Origin of the sequence: Photobacterium sp. MCCC 1A19761 (genome assembly GCF_037389125.1) — a bacterium.
Classification (GTDB): Bacteria; Pseudomonadota; Gammaproteobacteria; order Enterobacterales; family Vibrionaceae; genus Photobacterium.
Genome location: NZ_JAZGTF010000003.1, coordinates 259283 through 277025, shown reverse-complemented (window position 1 = coordinate 277025; position 17743 = coordinate 259283). Strand labels below are relative to the sequence as shown.

Genomic DNA, 17743 nt, shown 5'->3' with positions numbered 1-17743 from the left:
TCAGATCAGGTGAAATGTTCGGTTGTTTTGCAACTGAAACAACGCGACCAGTTCATTGGCAATTTTACTCAAGATCATATTGTGAACATCGTTGATGTAGAGGGCCAGGTAGAAATCGTGTGCTGGCGCCAGAGACTGTAGCTCCTCTATCACCACATGATCTGCGGTTTTACATTTTTCCGGCAGCAGAGTCACCCCAAAACCCACGGAAGATGCGGTCATAATGGCGGCAAGATTACTGCTGCAATAGTTGATTTTCGTGCTGTACCCCAGCTCATCCATCGAACTTAAGATGTGGTCCCGGTAGAGTGCCCCGGTTGGAAATAACACCAAAGGAATGGTGGATTGATGAAATGTCGGGGACGAGGCGCTGTCGAGCCAGAGTAACGGCTCGCGGCGATAGGCATAGGCATTCCCCATAATGGGCTGCTTCACCAGGATCACGTCGTATTGCCCCGCCAGGTAGGATTGGTATAGGTCATTGCTCAACCCGGAAGTGAACTCAAACAAGATATTGTAGTTCTGCTGAAACTTCATGATCGCCTTGGTCACATCCACAGCAAGATCATCGGGCACCCCGATTTTGATGATCGCCTGCTCGTTTTTGGCGTTAAAGCTGTCCACCATGGAATTATTGAGATCGATAATTCGGTGTGCATAGCGCAGTACCAGCTCCCCGTACTCGGTCAGGGCGACTTTTTGCGATGTTCGTATGAGTAGCGTGCTGCCCAGAATCGATTCCAGCCGGTTGATCTGCTGGCTAATGGTCGATTGTGAATTATGAATACGCTCCGCAGCACGCGTAAAACTGCCGGTTTCACACACTGCGATATAGGTTAATAACAGCTGTGGATGGATCAATTTCATAAGAGCAATCCTTATGGACTGGAGGTGGGATATCGCTAATGCTCCCGACTGTCTATCGGTAAATCTAAGGCCCGCTGCGTGGTGTCGTATCGACGGCGTAATTGTGAGCCCATGATGTCGGCCAGTGTTTGCAGTACTGGGCTTTGCTGAGCACAGTACATGGAGAGCGCCATGGCGCGCTCATTGCCGAATGAGGGGTAGGGTTTGACGTCTCGGCCGATCACCGCTCCCACGGGTAACAGGGTTAATCCCAGCCCGGCTTCCGTCGCCGCCAAGACATTATTGAGACTGCCGCTGGAAAAGGCGACGTACCAATGTTTGCCTTCCTGGTTGACTCTTTCGAACATGGTATCGCGATATAGCCCGCCGGGTGGAAAGGTGATGAGGGGCAGCGGTTCGTCCCAGTCATCGGCGTGTTTTGAGGCGTGATACCAACAAAGCGGCTCGGAAAGGGTTAAGTAGTGATCATTCGCGGGCTGAGGCTCTTTGACTACAACAATGTCGAACTCGCCATGGCGAAAGCGCTGGCTCAGATCCTGGCTCAGCCCGGTGGTGACATCGAGACGGAGCTCCTGGTGTTGCTTGGCAAATTGCGCAAAGGTCGCGATCATCTCGGCACTGGCGATATCATCCGGGATGCCAATTTTGAGCGAGGAGCGTCCGGCGGAGTGAGAGAGCTGGGCCTGTGCTTCAAGTTGTAAGGACAAAATTTTACGCGCATAGCTCAGCAGCTTTTCGCCGCCGTTGGTCAGCTGGATCGGTCTCTGGGTGCGATCAACAAGGGCTTGGCCGACCATTTCTTCCAACCGGTTGATTTGTTGGCTGACGGTCGATTGCGACAGGTGGAGCTGCTCCGCGGCCAGGGTGAAGTTGCCGGTTTCTGCAAGGATCACAAATGCGCGTAATAGCCGAGGTTCAAACATCATAAAACTCTCATCAACATCATTTCAAATCCAGCAGGACCGTCGGCTCAGAAGCATCGATCACCGCAGCGGCGCTTGCTCGTAACCAGGAAAAAGTTCTGAACTTAAGAGTAATGCCATTTTATTTACAAGAGAAACAGTATTCGAACTGTGAATAATGAGTATTGGGAAATTTAATTTTTTTCGGGCGATACCAGAACATAGAATGTACTGTTCCGAAGTCATGATGCATCAGGCGTGTAATCCCTTGGAAAATCAAACTCACTTTCTAAAAATGGCATTCACTTTAGCGAAAGAAAACGTTGCTCAGGGGGAGCGGCCGTTTTCTGCTGTGGTGGTCCGAAACCATCAAGTCATCGCCCAGGCCGTAAACCGTCTGCAAGCTCAGGCCAAACCGGCAGATCACCGCGCATGAAGATTGCGGCAAAACTGGAGGGCGAGCAGGCCAAAGTGTTGCTGTTGGTCATTTTGATTGGCCTGAACCTGCGTCCTTTTTTAGTCGCGGTCGGACCGGTGATGGAACAAGTGGTGGCCGGGACCGGGATCAGCTATGAGTCCGCCTCGCTGTTGACGCTGGTACCCATGGCCCTGATGGGCATTGGTGCGCTTGTGGTTGCTTCTCGTCCCGCGCTGATCGCAAAACAGCACGCCTTGTTGGTTGCATTAATGGTCTTGGCTTTGGGTAATCTGCTCCGGTTGTTGGCTGGAAACGGCACGATTTTACTCCTGTCGGCATTTGTGAGCGGCTTAGCCGTTGCACTGATTCAATCGATCATGCCTGGCTTGATCAAGCAGTCCTTTCAACACAATACGGCACGGGTCGTCGGCTGTTACTCAGCATCGCTCATGTTGGGCGGAGCGCTCGGGGCGCATGCGATCCCGGTATTGATAGCACAACATTTTGACTGGCAGCAGGCATTGGCCTGGTTGGCATTACCCTGTTTCGTCGCGGGGATCGCAACGGCGCTGTTTTTGCCCAAACGTTCGGCCCGCGCCTCTGAACAGGTTCAGTTTTTACCGTTGATGGCTAAGCGCAGAACCTGGGAGCTGATGGCGTCATTTGGGATGGTGAATGGCGCATATGCATCACTCGTTACCTGGCTGGCGTCCTATTATCAACTGATGGGGTGGAGCACAGAGAAAAGCAGTCAGTTGATCGTGACGTTAGCTGCCTGCCAGGCCGTGTCTGCTTTGTTTGTGCCAATGTGCATGAAGCCCCAGCACGATCGACGGCCCTGGATGCTGCTGATGTTGGCGTTGCTGGCGCTTGGCTTTTTCGGCTTCATTTATGTGCCGGAGACGTTTCCTCACCTTTGGGCCGGCGCCTGCGGGGTTGGATTAGGCGGTGCCTTCGCGCTCTCGATCATTATCGCGCTTGAGCATTTTAGTCATGTGCACAAAGCCAACGCCTTAACCGCCCTGATGCAAGGTGGCGGCTTTATGCTGGCTTCGCTGTTTCCCTTTCTGTTTTCGCTGTGGGTACAAGTGACGGGGGAATACACTGATGGTTGGATAATGCATCTGGTGCTGATCTGCCTGACTTCGCTGATCTGTATAAACTTCAACCCCAAGTCATACTCGCTTGCGATGGCTGATCGTCGTTCATAGCGCGTTGCTTTGTCACGTGCCTGCCTTGATGGCCTGCCACCCATCGCCAGATAAGCTTTAACTTAAGCATGGAAAATGCACAGGTAGCGGCTGCTCGGTTGCGATCATGTCCGTCCGCAAGCCGCGGTTTCTCATCGATGACTGTGAGTCCGGACGTTGCTGTGGCTTGAGCTTGGAGCTCTGTTGTTCATAGCGATGTGATCTATCTTATTGCATTTAGGTATATTTAAAACGCGAGAGAAAAGTTGTATATCAGCCGATAACCCCTAATTCTTTAGGGGTAAACACTGATATATCAATCAAAAGTCATATGCTCGAGTGGTGTGCTTTACGGCGCTGATTATGACTGGATAGTTAGGGTGCGAGATGGACTTTTTTACAAGCCATATGGTCATTCATGGACAAAGCTATCAGTGCAAACTGTCCTATGATAAGCGGAGTCTGCTCATCCCATTTTCCGAGTTATTGGTTTGTGTTTTGTTCTGGCATAAAACGGCTGTAATAGATGGTGATCCGATTGACGTAAAAGGCGCGTTTATTGTGGAGAGTATGGGCTTTGGCGGGAAAGACAAGTTGCTGAAACTGAAAATTTCATGGAAAAGGTGCACTGATTGAGGCGGGACAGCAACGGCCGTTTGTCCCTCGGTATCATCCTGAAAGTGCTGTCACTCATTATTGGGTCACGGCTCATCGATTCATCAAGACATCGCCAACGAGCCTATATTGCGTTTTCTCGGGAGCGTTCGACCGTGTTTCTATATGATTCAATGTCGTCATTATCTCGAGCGAGACAGACTCGATTCCGACCCAGTCGTTTGGCTTCATACAAGGCTGTATCCGCTAACTTAATCACCCCTTTGACCGTATCAGATTGTGTGAGACTGGCGCACCCGATTGAGATCGTGATTTGTTGTTCGGAGCCACGGCCTAAAAGATCACTGAGATCTTGCTGGCTTACCAACTGCCTTAACTTCTCCGCGATTTGACCAGCAGTCTCAATATCGGTCTGAGGGAGCAGAATCGTAAATTCCTCACCACCATAACGACAAACCATGTCAGATAAACGAATGTTGTTCTTCAAAACACGAGCCACGGTCTTGAGCACCTTATCGCCGGTTAAGTGCCCGTATGTATCATTGAAGTTTTTAAAGAAATCAATATCTAATATTAATAAACAATTGGCTTCGCTGTGACGGTTTTGTCGCTCAAACACTTCGTAAATTTTTTGGTCAAACTTCGTCCGGTTGCACACCCCTGTCAGGTTGTCTGTCACAGCTGATTGATGGAGTTTCTTTTCAAGGAAACGTCGACGCTTATCAAACTGCTCATAGGTAATACTACTGATAAGCATGGTGAAAATAAGGTAGGAACACACCACCACCACATAAATGGCAAACCCGTTGGTTTCATCATCATGGAGCTTGGTCGTGATAAAGCCGCCGATAAGGCAAAATAGCAAGCCACAAATTAACTGTATGCGCACTATTTTGGCACCCACCGTTGGTAACAACAGCGCCTTCAGGGCACCACGATGCGCCGTGAGACCAAATATTGAAACGGTTAAAAAGCAGCCCAGTATCGTCGTGACAGGCGACATCTGACCGTAAAATGAGTCTGAACCGTAAGCGTAACCAACAGCAGAAACGAATGGCAGGAAAATCGCAATAATGGCAAAAAGCTGTACTAAGTACCAATGACGTTTCTTTAACAGTGCAAAAATTGCGATTGCGCTACAGAGTTGCATCGCCGACGTATTCAGCCCCATTTTGATGGGGTATGTTCCGTGAAGTGGGATGTCAAAAAAGCTGAAATTACTCAGAATCGGGTCGATGAAGTTGATTCCTGTCACTTGTTGTTGCAGGCGAATCGCCAAGAAGCCACAAGCAACACTGACCAGGACGAATGCTGCCTGAGTTGCTCTTTTTCGCAGAACACATGCGCCCGACAGAAGCAGGAAAATAAAAGCCGTCATCGGATGCGTCGCTGCGCCGCCGGTAAGGGGTCGATAGAGCCAAGGTATATCAAGCGGGTACGAAGAAAAAATGAGAATTGATAACAATACAGCTACCACACATGCCGTATGACTGTAACAGAGAACTTGTGAAAAGAGTGCCCGATGCTTCATTGCTATTTTGCTCATGCTCTCACCGAATAGTTTGATCCTCAATTGTAAATTAATCAGGCTGTTTATACATGATCAGCTGTCATAGAAAGGACATTAATACCAAGGGGTTCATGTGTCGCGAGTTCCTGTTGCCGCGCTATCCTCCCAGCTAGCGCGATCTGCCTGTGATACGGTGTGAATGTCTTTTTCCTGTGGATGAAGTTGCCGCGAGCGGTTGATTGCCGAGCGGTCGATTCAGGCGCGCAAGAGTGATCGGCGGCGTCTCTTTGCCGCAGGTCACAGACCAGCTTTGTCATCGTTTTGAATTATATTGGTGAGATACCAACGAGCGTTTTAATGAAAAGCAATTCGGCAGGATGCGAAGCGCAAGAGATGAATCCAGTGCTATAAATGCTCTGTTGGCCAGGCAATCGTGAGGGGAGAAAGACGGTGAACAAACTATTATTTTTTTTCGCAGCAGGTTGTGTGGGGGCATTGGTCAACAGCGTGACCGTTTGGTTGTTCGGCCAATTGGGGATCACGGCCTCTTTGGGTGTGTCCATCGCACCGACGTTAACGCCGGCATGGCTATATCCCAGACTTGTCTGGGGAGGGATTTGGGGACTTTTATTCGTTTTGCCGCTGATGCAATCAAAGTTGCTTGTGAAGGGGGCAATTTTAAGTTTGTTTCCCACTGCCGTTCAGTTGTTTGTTGTCTTCCCGTTTAAGGCGCATAAGGGCATTGCCGGTATGGAGCTCGGACTCTTCACGCCAATGTTTGTGATATTTTTTAATTGGGTCTGGGGTGTGACGACAGCCCTGATAATCAAGTCTGCAAAATAATCCGATTCGGATGCAAGCCTCTCAGTGGTGTCCCATATTCAGTGGCTTTGGGGGGATTCCCATGCTTCCCCGATTCTGACCCTTGCGCACATCTGGCATAGCTGCGTCGGCTGTAGCCGGCCATAGCGGCCACTTCCTTGCTGGCGACATGGCGGATCTTGGGCAATGATTGGTGGAGATTGCTATGCCGGTTGAACCGGCCGTTCATCCAGATGCTGCCACAGTGCCATGACTATAGACGCGTTTGATCCTGACCAGTTATCGCCGATTTCCATCAGGGTCTGGGAATCCAAGTATCGATTGTTCAACGACCCGATCAGGGAAACGACCATCGAACAAAGCTGGCAGCGGGTGGCCAGTGCTCTGGCCGGGCCTGAAAAACAACAAGCCCATTGGCGCAGGCAGTTCCTGCAAGTCCTGTCCGATTGGAGCTTTCTGCCGGCCGGGCGGATCCTGGCGGGGGCCGGCGTCGAGAATCATCGCATTACTTTGCTCAACTGCTTCGTCATGGGGGCGATCCGGGACTCGGTGCCGGGGATCAGCCGCTCCCTGCGACAATCGGCAATTACCCTGCAACAGGGGGGCGGCATTGGCCTGGATTTCTCCAGTCTGCAACCGGCCGGCAGCAGCCCGCTCCATCAGGGGCCGGTCGCCTTGTTGCAGGTCTGGGACGGACTGTGCGCTGCGCTGGTGGCGGAGGGCTCCCGGCGCGGCGCGATGCTGGCGAGCCTTCGATGCGATCATCCGGACATCGAAGCTTTTGTCCGGGCCAAGCGCCAGGCGGCAAGGCTGACCCACTTCAATCTTTCTGTGCAGATAAGCGACGACTTCATGCGGGCGGTGGCCGAGGATACGGACTGGCCGTTGTGTTTTCCGTCCGGGACAGCAACAGGCCCGATAATCAGGGCCAGGGATCTGTGGGAGCTGATCTTGCAGTCGGCCTATGAAGGCGGAGAGCCCGGGGTCCTGTTTGTGGACAGCATCAACAGGGCCAATAACCTGGCCTACTGCGAGCACCTGACCACCACGAATCCTTGCGGTGAAGTACCGCTTCCCCCTTTCGGCGCCTGCGACCTGGGGTCCATCAACCTGAGCCGGCTGGTGTCCCGGCCCTTCAGCGAGGCGAGCGCCTTTCAGTGGCAACGGTTGGAACCGATCTGCACCACGGCGGTCCGCATGCTAGATAATGTGCTGGAAATCTCCCACTTTCCCCTGCGCCAACAGCGCTGCTGTGCCTTGCAGAGCCGACGGCTCGGGTTGGGCATTACCGGCCTGGCCGACTGCCTGCAGATGTTGGGCATGGCATACGACAGCCCTGAGGCCAGGCAGTTTGCAACCGAGCTGATGACCCGGATACGCGACGCTGCCTACGCTGCTTCTGTCGATCTTGCCGGTGAAAAGGGCTGTTTTCCCGGTTTCGACAAAAAAGCCTATTTACAGAGTGCTTATATCCGCTCGTTACCGGCTGCCCTGCAACAAGCCATCGGGCGACAGGGCATCCGTAACAGTCACTTGCTGGCCATAGCACCTGCCGGCAGCATCAGTCTGCTGGCCAACAATGTCTGCAGTGGCATTGAGCCCATGTTCAGCCCGGGGTACTGGCGCCATATCAGTTTCGCCGGTCAAAAGGAGAGCCTCTGGCTGGAGCCATACGGCGTGCGTTTGTGGCGCCACTTCAAGCCCGGACAAGCGTTGCCCGCGACGATGGTGGCGGCCGGTGACCTGCCGCCGAGGGCCCATCTTGAAATGCAGGCCTGCCTGCAGCCCCTGGTGGACAATGCAATTGCCAAGACCATCAATGTCCGAGCCGATCTGCCCTTTGCCCGGTTCCGGGATATCTACCGGCAGGCTTTTCAGCTGGGACTGAAGGGCGTCACGGTTTATCGGCCCAACCTGGTGCGCCCAAATGTGTTGGAGGCGGGGCAGGGCTGCAAGCTGTCTGTCTGCTGACAGGAAAGCTGCTGCTGAGAAAGTTTCCCATTTTTCTTCCCGTCGTTTTGCTTCTACATTGAAAGAACCATGTCATTGAGCCGAGGTGAGCCCGGTGCCTTCGTGCTTCCTGGAGTGAATGATGCAGTTACCGATGAAAGACAGACGGCGAGCTGGCCTGGCCCTGGCCACAGCCCTGCAATCTTTGCCGGAGTGCAGTGACCCGCTGGTCCTGGCCCTGCCCAGGGGTGGGGTGCCTGTGGCTTATGAGATTGCCCAAGTCCTCCGGGCACCGCTGGATCTGATGCTGGTCCGCAAGCTGGGGGTGCCGGGCCACGCAGAACTGGCCATGGGCGCTATCGCCATTGGCGGTTTCAGACTGCTGAATCAGGAGCTGATTCACAGCCTGTCGATCCCGGATGCGGCCATAGACCTGGTGGAGCAACAAGAAAGGCATGAGCTGGCGCGGCGCCTGCGGGCATACCGGGGGGATAAACCGCTGCCTGAACTGCATGACCGCTGCCTGATCCTGGTTGATGACGGGGTGGCCACCGGCGCGACCATGCGGGTCGCCATCGCCGCTGCCCGGCAGCAGCAACCCAAAATGATCCTGGTTGCAGTACCGGTTGCGCCTGTCGATACCGCTGATCTGCTGCGCCAGGAGGCTGATCGGCTGGTGTGCCTGGCCACGCCCGAGCCGTTTTATGCCATCAGTTGTTGGTACCGCGACTTTGATCAGGTCAGTGACGAGGAGGTGAGCACCTTGTTGTTGATGTCACAACAAAACCATGGCTAAGCGCATCCTGCCGTTCGATTTTGGGCGAGTTTCTTTGTCAATGGACTCAATGTGAGCCGCCCCCTTAGCCATGAAACCGTTGGTCGGTGTTGCGCGTCAGCCGTTGCAGGGCAGGCGAAATGTTCAGCTCGAAGTTGGCCGGTTTTGACAGATCCGCCAATGCCGGCGTCATTATAGATAACTGCTGTTTCACCCGCTGACGTAAAATCTCGAGCGGTTCTGGTGCGGCAAGCCGTTTCCCGTTCCGTATGACCGGCTGTAGCAAGGGCTGTCCTTGCTCCGATATTTCTGTGGCTAAGCAAAGCTGATCATAGTCCAGTTGCCCATTGTCTTTCAGATGGCGATAAACCTGCTTGCAGCCAGGCCAGGTCGCTTTGCCTTGGGAGCGTTTACGTCGTGCGATGCCCGCGTATTCCTGGAGCTTATAGGCACAGTTCAGGAAAGGGGCATCTTCTGAGGTCGTCAGACTGGTCCCAATGCCATACCCATCAACCGGGGCCTGTTGCCGGCGTAACTGTTCGATCAAATACTCATCGACACTGCTGCTGACAATGATCCCGATTTCCGGATGTCGTGAGCGGTCAAGCAGCGCCCTGACCTTGACGGCTTCCTCCCCCAGAACGCCGCTGTCGATCCGTACCGCCTTGATCGATTTCCCTTCGGGTTTTAACTGCTCCGCCAGTTCAATCACCCGTTCGGCACCGTGGTGACAATCGTAGGTGTCGATGAGTAACACCAGATTATCCGGCTGGCTGACGGCAAAGTTTTGAAATGCTTCGGCTTCCGAGTCATGGGCCTGAATATAGGCATGCGCCATCGTGCCATAAATCGGAATACCATATTGTTGACCGGCAAGGACATTTGACGTGCCGTCAAAGCCGGCAAGATAGCTGGCCCGCGCAGCCAGCATCCCGGCCTCTGCGCCATGGGCGCGACGCAGGCCAAAATCGATCAATCGCTTGTCGGCCGCGGCAAGCCGACAACGGGCAGCTTTGGTGGCGACCAGGATGGGGAACTGCAACAGATTAATGAGCCGTGTCTCGATCAACTGCGCTTCCGGCAACGATGCAGTGATCCGAACCACCGGTTCATTGGCAAAAAACAAGGTTCCTTCCGGTATGGCATCAACTTGCCCGGTAAACCGAAATTTACTGAGGTAATCAATCAGATTACGTCGGAAATAACCACAGCAGGCTAAATACTCCAGCTCATCATCGCGAAAGCGCGCCTGTGTCAGAAAATCCAGTAACTGTTCTAACCCCGCGGCCACTAAAAAGTTGCGTTTGGGCGGCAGCTTGCGTACGAAAAATTCGAAGACCGCCTTCTCAGCCATCCCATGATCGAGATAGCTCTGAACCATTGTCAGCTGGTAAAGATCCGTTAACAGCGGGCTCTCATAGATTGCCATTTTCCAGCTCCTTCACACCCGTCTCCGTGGATCCGGCCTCTCTCCCGGAGCGTATCGTGAACATCACCGGAATTGAGGATCACGGCTTGCGTAGTCGACTTCAGTTGAGTCACATTCCCCCCTTTGATTTTGTCGGGTCCCGTATTCAAGAATAGGATACCTGCGTATGCGTAGTCCCCCTCTCTTTCATACTTGTCTATGCTTTTGAAGCGACCATTTTTATCAGTTTCGCTGAGTCACTGCGGCAACGTGCCCGGCTGATGCCACACCCTTGGAGGTTTTTTATGAGCTTTCGTCACCTGCTGCTTCCTGTTGCCCCTGATCAACCGCTGGGGGATGCCTTCCAGGAAGTGTTGAAAATTGCCGATACCCTGTCGGCCAAGGTCACTTTGGTCACGGTTATTGAAAAGCTTGATGAGCTGAAAGAAATAGCCAAGTACTCCTGCACGGCTTTAGGCCTTTTGGATGAGGCGACGAAATCATCGCATCAGGCCCTGGAAAAGAACGTCCAGGTTTTGAAAGGCAAATACCCGAATATCCAGTTCTCGGCGTTTGTCCGGTTGGGGATCCCGTTCATTGAAATCATCAAGGCGGCTGATGAATTTGAGGCCAGCATGATCGTCATTGATACGCATCGCCAGGATAAAACGCAAGCCTGCCAGCGGGGGAGTACCACCCGTCATTTAATGCGAAAATCGGTGCTGCCGATTTGGTCCAGTAGCATGCGTGATGCCTCGATCCGCCGGATTGCCGTGGCGGTCGATGTGTCCTCTCCGGAGCAGTCTTCCTTCAATGAGAAAATATTGTCATTGGCTTTAGAGGTTTGCGCCCTGACCGGGGCGGAGTTGATTCTGGTGCATGCCTGGCGCATGGAGCTTGAGGGGTTTTTCCGCAAGTGGGGGAGTTACCGCGAGCTGGATGTCGATTTAATCGCGAGAGACATGCGCACCGACCGTGCCGAACGGATGAAATCGCTACTGGCACCGCATACCCATTCGCCGGTAAAACAGCAAATGCAACTGCTTGAAGGGGAAGCCAAAGTGGTGATCCCGCGCTTTGTGACGGAGCAGGCGATCGACATGGTGATTATGGGCTCGCTGTCCCGGACCGGGATCGCCGGTTTTTTGATGGGTAATACCGCAGAGTCCATGCTTGATAAACTTACCTGCTCCGTGCTCACCCTCAAACCCGATGCGTTTCGCTCGCCGGTGCTCGGGGGAAAATAAAACACCGGTGAGCTGCTGGGTGTTATCTATTATTCACCGCTGAGTTGCACGCGGTTGCGGCTGACCAGATCGACCAGAAAGTCAGCCACCGCCCGCGTGCGGCGCGACTGCGCCAGATCCGACTGGATGGCCAGATAAATCGGCTGATCGACCCCGAGATCTGATGCCACACACACCAACCCGGCCTTCACGGCAAGGAAGTGGGGTAACACCGCCAGTCCGAGCCCGGCTTGGGCTGCGGCGACCTGCGTTGCGACTGAGGTGGTGGTCAGCACCGGCTCACGCCCTTGCAGGACGCGCTCGACCCATTGTGCGGCAGGCAGGTGGGACTGCATTTCGCTCCAGGTAATGAAGGCGTCCTGATCAAAGTTGCCTGAATCGGGATGGATGTTGCGCTGCGTCAGATAGCTCGGGTGGCCGTACAGCCCGTAGCCCAGCGAGCCCAAACGGCGGAGGGTGACGTTGCCCCGTTCCGGTTTCACCATCCGCAGCGCCAGATCGGCATCGCGTCGATGCAGGCTGACTGTCGCGATATCCGTCACCAGTTCAATCGTAATGCCGGGATACTGTTGGTGGAACTCAGGCAGGGCCGGGAGGATGAGCTCCGTTGCCAGGTTCTCGGCAGTGGCCAGCCGTACTTTCCCCGTCATTTGCGCGTAGGTGGCGACCCCGGAGGTGAATGCCGCGGCGGCCGCTTCCAATGCTTCCGCTTTCTCAAGCAACCCCGCGCCTTCCTCCGTCAACTGATAGCCTGACTGCTGGCGCACGAACAGCGGCAGGTTGAACGCCGCTTCCAGTCGCTCGATGCGTCGGGACAGGGTGGCAATACCGAGGTTGAGCTCGGAGGCCGCGCCGCTCAGCGTGCCGTGGCGGGCGACGGCAAGAAACGCGCGGGTGTCGTCCCAGACCCAGGTTCGCGGCATCTGTTTTTCAAAATTGGAAATCGGGTTACCTAAATCGTTCATTTTTTTCATTCCCGGATGGTGCCACGATGTTACTTCACGATTCAAGAAAAACGGTAAGAAGAACGACAAGGAGAACGAAGATGGAAAAGCGTACGCTGGGCACCAATTTATCGGTTTCGGCCATTGGCCTGGGCTGCATGGGCATGAGTGAGTTTTACGGCCCGCGGGAAGATCGCGAATCGCTGCGGGTTCTCGCGCGTGCCGTCGAGCTTGGGATCGACTTTTTTGATACGGCAGACATGTACGGACCGCATCACAACGAGGAACTGCTGGGGCGCTTTCTGGCGCAACAACAGCAACCGGTTCGGATCGCGACTAAGTTCGGCATTGTGCGCCGCCCCGGTGAGTATCGGCGCAGTCTGAACAATAGTGCGGCATATGCGCGCCGGTCCTGTGAGGCATCGTTGAAACGGCTTGGTGCGGAGCAGATTGATTTGTATTACGTGCATCGCATCAATCCCGAAGAGCCGATCGAAGAGACAATCGACGGGCTGTCGGCTCTGGTCAAAGAAGGGAAGATCGCGCACATCGGTTTGTGCGAGGTCAGTGCCGACACTTTGCGCAGGGCGCATGCGGTTCATCCGATCACCGCGCTCCAGACCGAATATTCGCTCTGGACCCGGGATGTGGAGCAGGACATTTTGCCGACGTGCCGCGAGCTCGGGGTGGGATTCGTGCCCTATTCTCCGCTCGGCCGCGGATTCCTGACCGGCCGGTTCCAGGACACGGCGGCGTTCGAGGAAGGGGATTTCCGTGCGCATCTGCCGCGCTTTGCCGAAGAGGCCATGGACAGCAACCGCCGGATCGCGGACGTGATTGCCGGCATGGCAGTAGAGAAGGGCTGCACCCCGGCGCAGCTGTCGCTGGCCTGGCTGTTGTCCAAGGGGCCCGATATTGTGCCGATCCCGGGGACCAAGAAACTGCGCTATATCGATGAAAATGCAGCGGCGGCACAAGTGATGCTCAGTGCCGCGGAGCAGCGCCAGCTTGAAACCGCGACCGAACGCCTGCCGGTGATGGGGGAGCGCTATACCCCGGAAGGCATGAAGGGGGTGAATGCATGAGCGGCGAGTTTTCCGCAAGCCATGCGGGGCAACCGGCATCTGAGATGGCTACTCAAAAGACGACCTGGCGGAACTGGGTTGCCGTGACGGCACTCGGCATTGGCAGCTTCACCATTGTGACCTCTGAACTGGCACCGATTGGGTTGCTTTCCGGCATCGGTCATGATCTCGGGATATCCACCTCACAAGCCGGGCTGATCGTGACACTCTATGCCTGGATCGCGGCTGCTGCTGCGTTGTTCTCGGCGATGGTGTTGTCTCGGGTGCCGCGACGACCGCTGTTGATCGCCCTGATGCTGATCTTGGCGGTGTCCAGTGGTGCTGCCGCGATGGCCGAGTCTTTTCCTGGGTTGATGGGCGCACGGGTGATTGGCGCGCTTTCCCACGGTGCTTTTTGGGTCTCTATCGGTATTGTGAGTACCCAGTTAGTCCCGCCTCACCGGGTTGGCCTGGCGACGTCGATTATCTTCGGAGGCGTTTCGGCTGCCAGTGTGCTGGGGGTGCCGCTGGCGAGTCTGATCGGTACTGACGAAGGGTGGCGTACTGCCTTTGCCGCGGTCTCCGCTTTGTCTTTCGCGGTGGCACTCATCTGCGGCATGACGCTGCCGAAGCTGCCCGGGAGCCAAAGTGTCGTTTTTTCTGATATGGGCCGGGTGTTGTCGAACCCACGTTTCTTGCGCATTTTCGCTGCGGCGGTGCTGGCGATCACCGCGCATTTCATGGCGTTCACCTATATCGAGCCTTACCTACATGCACAAAGCGCGATCAAGCCTTCATTCATTGCGCCGTTGCTCCTCGCGTTTGGTGGTGCAGGGCTGGCCGCGAACGTTGTGACCGGCGGCCTCATCGATCGCAGGCTCAAACAGGTACTCATGATCTCGCTTTCTGTCGCTTCGGGCGCGCTGTGGCTGTTGTCCTCGTCGGCAAATATGCTTGGGCTTTCGGGGACGACACTGATGCTGATCCTGTGGGGTGGGGCAATCGCCGTTGTGATGGTGAGCTTCCAGACCTGGATTCTCAAAGAAGCGGGTGTGGATGCTTTGCCAGCCTCAGCGATTTACGTGGCGATCTTTAATCTCTCGATTGGTCTGGGTGCAGTGATCGGCGCTTTCGTCCTGACGTTGGCCGAGCTCTCACAGATCTTTTTTATCGCAGCCACGGCAACAGCAATGGGGGCGCTTCTGATTGTTCTCATTGCCGCCCCGGCGACTGCGTCGAGTGATCATAAAATGGCATCAGGTTCGGATGGGATAGCGGACATGTGACATAGAAGTAGGCATGAAAAGCACCTGATATTCGCCGTCTGCCAGTAGAAAAGACGCACTGACCGACATTTGGGTCAGTGCGTCGTGAGGGGGAGCTGTGTCTGTCAACGGGCGTAAAACCGGGTCGCGACGATCAGGTGCTTCTGTGGCGCTGTGTTGAGGTTGTCCTCGCTCAGCAACCGGATAATGGCGCTGACAAACTCGTCTTTACAATAGCCGATGGTGGAGAACCGGTAGCTGCCCAGCTGGGAAAACGGTGTGTTATCAAACCCGAAGATTGCTTGTCGATCGATCATCGCCGGGCTGGTGGCGCGGAAGAAATCCATTGCCGCCATCGCCATGGAATCAGAGGTGCAGAAGACGCCGAGTCCGTCGGTTTGCGCGATCGGGTGGGACTGTAAATAGTCCAGCGCCGTTTCATAGGCGTAATCACAGTAGCCGAGCTGGACGAGCGTGATCCCGTGCTGGTGCATGGCCTGGCGGTAACTTTCCACCCGCTGCAACTCGACCTGAGATGTTTCACGGCCGCACAGCAAGATGGCCTGGCGGATCTGTTTGCGCTGCGCCTCGGCAATGGCCTGTTCAATGCCAAGCGATTCGTTGATGGTCACCGACAGGCCTTGCTCGTCTTTCCTGCCGTTCAGCATGATGACCTGATTGGTATAGAACAGGTTGGGGGCTTCGTCGGGTTCGATGAGGTCGGAGAAAATCAGCGCCGCGTCGACGCGGTGGACAAAGGGATTGCGCTTGATTTCGGCAATATCCTGCTGCGATCGCAGACGGATAAACAGGGTTTGTTTGCCGAGGGCCTGAATGGCCTGGATCAGCGAGTCAAACAGGGTCAGGTCACTGATGTCGGCAATATGGTTGACGACAATGGCAATCAGGCCGGTCGACGTGTTGCTCAGGCTCTGGGCGAACGGGTTCGCGACATAGCCTAAGGCTTCGGCGGCATCTAGCACCCGCTGTTTTTTATCCGCCGAGATCGGGCGGTTCTTTCCGGACAGCGCCCGGGACGCGACGGCTTTCGAGACACCGGCCAATGCTGCCACATCATCCAAGGTCGGAAGAGAAGGTTTACTGGTCATTGAGCTGTTTCACTACATGATGAATGATCTGAGCGTCCGTGACATCGATAAAGTTATCATTCGCCGAATTGTTGCCCATGACGGCGGCGTCAGCAGGCCGGTTCATTTTGCTAGGTCTTTGTTTTTTACCTGATAAATGTATCTCAGTGGCACCGGTGATATCAATAATTTGCTTTGCATTGTCCCGGTTGACCCCACATCCCGGCATGATGGAGAGCCGGTTGCCTGCCTGTTTGATCAGCTCCCGAATACACAAAGCCCCCTGCTCGGCGCTGGCTTGCAGTCCCGAGGTCAGAATGCGCTCGCAACCGAGATCGATCACCTGCGCCAGGGCGATGGCCGGGTCTGCGACCAGGTCAAATGCGCGGTGAAAGGTGATCCCCAGTCCGGCTGCCTGGGCAACCCATTGCCTGACGGTGTGCTGGTCGACTTGCCGGTCGGCGGTCAGGGCGCCGATGACGATGCCATCCACACCGGCGTCCCGGAAATACGCAATTTCATCGCTTATCATCGCCACTTCGTCGGGCGAAAACAGGAAGTCGCCGCTGCGGGGGCGGATCATGGCATACACCGGGATCGGCGCATGCTGAACCGCATACCGGGTCAGCCCGGGCGTGGGCGTGAGGCCGCCGAGTGAGAGGGCGCTGCACAGCTCGATTCGATCTGCGCCTGCGGCGATCGCGGTTTGAAGTGATTCGATGTTATCGACGCAGACTTCTACGTTTATGTGATGCATTTGTTTTTCACTGCTGTTGGGTGATGATGAGCGCCCTTTCGCCTCAGTGTCGTACATGTGTCGGAACAGAGACGCTGTCGAGACGAAAGGGCCGTTTCAATCGCTGATGTCGAGTTTACCAGACGCCAATCAGCGCTGGTGGATTGGCATCATCACCCCACCATTTATGGTAAGACTTCTCGTAATCGCCGGAGTTGATGTAATCAGAGACGAACATATCCATCCAACGCAAAAACTCCGGGTCGCCTTTGCGGATCCCGATGGCAATCGGATCATTGGAGTGTAGTCCCGGCAGCGTCGCCAGCCGCTGGTTTTGGGTGGCGAGGTAATCAATCAGCGAGCTGTCTTCAATCCCTGCATCGACCCGTCCCTGGCGCAGCAGCAAAATCCCGTCCGGCGCGAAGTTATCGGTATACACCAGCTTGGCACCCGGTACTGCCCGTTTCAGGAAGGCTTCCCCGGTGGAGCCCCGGCCGACGACAACTTTCTTCCCGTCCAGATCGGCAAGGGATTGGATCTTCTGATCTTTCTGATACACCACCCGCAGACCGGCACGGGCGTACGGGAGCGTGAAGTTGACGGATTTTGCCCGGGTCAGTGTGGCCGACATGTTGCCGATCACGGCATCAAGCTGGTCCGAGAATAGCATGGACACCCGCGCGTCGCCGTGAACATCGGTAAAGCGGGGCTCAACCCCCAGTTTTTCGGCCAGGCGGTAGGCCAGATCCACGTCGTAGCCTGCCGGTTGGTTCTTGGTATCACGAAATCCGATAGGCTCGCCGCCGAGCGAGACGCCGATTTTGATAAACCCGCGCTCGCGGATCTCTTCCATCTTGCCCGCCAGCGCGGCGGTTGAGCTCAGCGCAATCACGCCGCTCAGTAATGTTGCCATTAACGTTTTTAGTTTCATTGCCTTGCTCC

Annotated in this window: 17 protein-coding genes; 9 read left to right on the top strand and 8 right to left on the bottom strand. The window is 55.1% G+C overall.

Annotation, left to right across the window (positions count from 1 at the left end):
* Together VV869_RS06365 and VV869_RS06360 are read right to left on the bottom strand one after the other, a co-directional pair.
* Entirely contained in the window at window positions 1-867 is an 867-nt protein-coding gene (locus VV869_RS06365; protein WP_337734138.1) for a LysR family transcriptional regulator, read from the bottom strand.
* A 35-nt stretch (window positions 868-902) separates the two neighbouring features.
* Window positions 903-1793 carry a LysR family transcriptional regulator gene (locus tag VV869_RS06360; protein ID WP_337734137.1) on the bottom strand — a complete coding sequence of 297 codons (891 nt, stop codon included), beginning with the start codon at window positions 1791-1793 and terminating at the stop codon, window positions 903-905.
* A gap of 154 nt (window positions 1794-1947) precedes the next feature.
* Here VV869_RS06360 and VV869_RS06355 point away from each other — a divergent pair, with 154 nt between their 5' ends.
* The 3 genes from VV869_RS06355 (at window position 1948) to VV869_RS06345 (ending at window position 4013) form a co-directional block, all read left to right on the top strand.
* Window positions 1948-2205 (top strand): hypothetical protein, encoded by a 258-nt coding sequence (locus VV869_RS06355; protein WP_337734136.1) that lies wholly within the window; start codon window positions 1948-1950, stop codon window positions 2203-2205.
* Window positions 2202-3398 carry a cyanate transporter gene (locus VV869_RS06350; protein ID WP_337734135.1) on the top strand — a complete coding sequence of 399 codons (1197 nt, stop codon included), beginning with the start codon at window positions 2202-2204 and terminating at the stop codon, window positions 3396-3398. Before VV869_RS06355 ends, VV869_RS06350 begins: the two co-directional genes overlap by 4 nt.
* A 366-nt stretch (window positions 3399-3764) precedes the next feature.
* Window positions 3765-4013, top strand: coding sequence for a hypothetical protein (locus VV869_RS06345; protein ID WP_337734134.1), 249 nt, complete (start codon window positions 3765-3767; stop codon window positions 4011-4013).
* Window positions 4014-4116: 103 nt separating this feature from the next.
* On the opposite strand, the gene VV869_RS06340 is transcribed toward VV869_RS06345, so the two are convergent.
* Window positions 4117-5538, bottom strand: coding sequence for a GGDEF domain-containing protein (locus VV869_RS06340; protein WP_337734133.1), 1422 nt, complete (start codon window positions 5536-5538; stop codon window positions 4117-4119).
* A gap of 414 nt (window positions 5539-5952) precedes the next feature.
* Here VV869_RS06340 and VV869_RS06335 point away from each other — a divergent pair, with 414 nt between their 5' ends.
* The 3 genes from VV869_RS06335 (at window position 5953) to VV869_RS06325 (ending at window position 9070) form a co-directional block, all read left to right on the top strand.
* Window positions 5953-6345, top strand: a complete 393-nt coding sequence (locus tag VV869_RS06335; protein ID WP_337734132.1) for a hypothetical protein — start codon at window positions 5953-5955, stop codon at window positions 6343-6345.
* 228 nt (window positions 6346-6573) lie between these two features.
* Entirely contained in the window at window positions 6574-8295 is a 1722-nt protein-coding gene (locus VV869_RS06330) for an adenosylcobalamin-dependent ribonucleoside-diphosphate reductase (RefSeq protein ID WP_337734131.1), read from the top strand.
* 133 nt (window positions 8296-8428) lie between these two features.
* On the top strand, window positions 8429-9070 hold the full coding sequence (locus VV869_RS06325) for a phosphoribosyltransferase (RefSeq protein WP_337734130.1): 642 nt from the start codon (window positions 8429-8431) through the stop codon (window positions 9068-9070).
* Between the two features lie 64 nt (window positions 9071-9134).
* Here the strand turns inward: VV869_RS06325 and VV869_RS06320 are convergent, their stop codons facing one another.
* Window positions 9135-10478: a nicotinate phosphoribosyltransferase gene (locus tag VV869_RS06320; protein WP_337734129.1), complete on the bottom strand. Its 1344-nt coding sequence runs from the start codon at window positions 10476-10478 to the stop codon at window positions 9135-9137.
* A 284-nt stretch (window positions 10479-10762) separates the two neighbouring features.
* Between VV869_RS06320 and VV869_RS06315 the strand changes: the two genes are divergently transcribed.
* Window positions 10763-11704, top strand: coding sequence for a universal stress protein (locus tag VV869_RS06315; RefSeq protein ID WP_337734128.1), 942 nt, complete (start codon window positions 10763-10765; stop codon window positions 11702-11704).
* 29 nt (window positions 11705-11733) lie between these two features.
* On the opposite strand, the gene VV869_RS06310 is transcribed toward VV869_RS06315, so the two are convergent.
* Entirely contained in the window at window positions 11734-12669 is a 936-nt protein-coding gene (locus VV869_RS06310; protein ID WP_337734127.1) for a LysR family transcriptional regulator, read from the bottom strand.
* Between the two features lie 80 nt (window positions 12670-12749).
* Here VV869_RS06310 and VV869_RS06305 point away from each other — a divergent pair, with 80 nt between their 5' ends.
* The gene (locus VV869_RS06305) at window positions 12750-13733 is read left to right on the top strand and encodes an aldo/keto reductase (protein WP_337734126.1); all 984 of its coding nucleotides are present in this window, start codon (window positions 12750-12752) and stop codon (window positions 13731-13733) included.
* A gap of 44 nt (window positions 13734-13777) precedes the next feature.
* The gene (locus tag VV869_RS06300) at window positions 13778-14998 is read left to right on the top strand and encodes an MFS transporter (protein WP_337734125.1); all 1221 of its coding nucleotides are present in this window, start codon (window positions 13778-13780) and stop codon (window positions 14996-14998) included.
* A 104-nt stretch (window positions 14999-15102) separates the two neighbouring features.
* Here VV869_RS06300 and VV869_RS06295 read toward each other — a convergent pair whose 3' ends face one another.
* From VV869_RS06295 to VV869_RS06285, 3 genes are all read right to left on the bottom strand, one after another.
* Window positions 15103-16086 (bottom strand): LacI family DNA-binding transcriptional regulator, encoded by a 984-nt coding sequence (locus VV869_RS06295; RefSeq protein ID WP_337734124.1) that lies wholly within the window; start codon window positions 16084-16086, stop codon window positions 15103-15105.
* Entirely contained in the window at window positions 16076-16822 is a 747-nt protein-coding gene (locus tag VV869_RS06290) for a copper homeostasis protein CutC (protein ID WP_337734123.1), read from the bottom strand. The genes VV869_RS06295 and VV869_RS06290 overlap by 11 nt, the downstream gene beginning before the upstream one ends.
* Window positions 16823-16937: 115 nt before the next feature.
* Window positions 16938-17732, bottom strand: coding sequence for a transporter substrate-binding domain-containing protein (locus VV869_RS06285; RefSeq protein WP_337734122.1), 795 nt, complete (start codon window positions 17730-17732; stop codon window positions 16938-16940).
* Window positions 17733-17743: the final 11 nt, after the last annotated feature.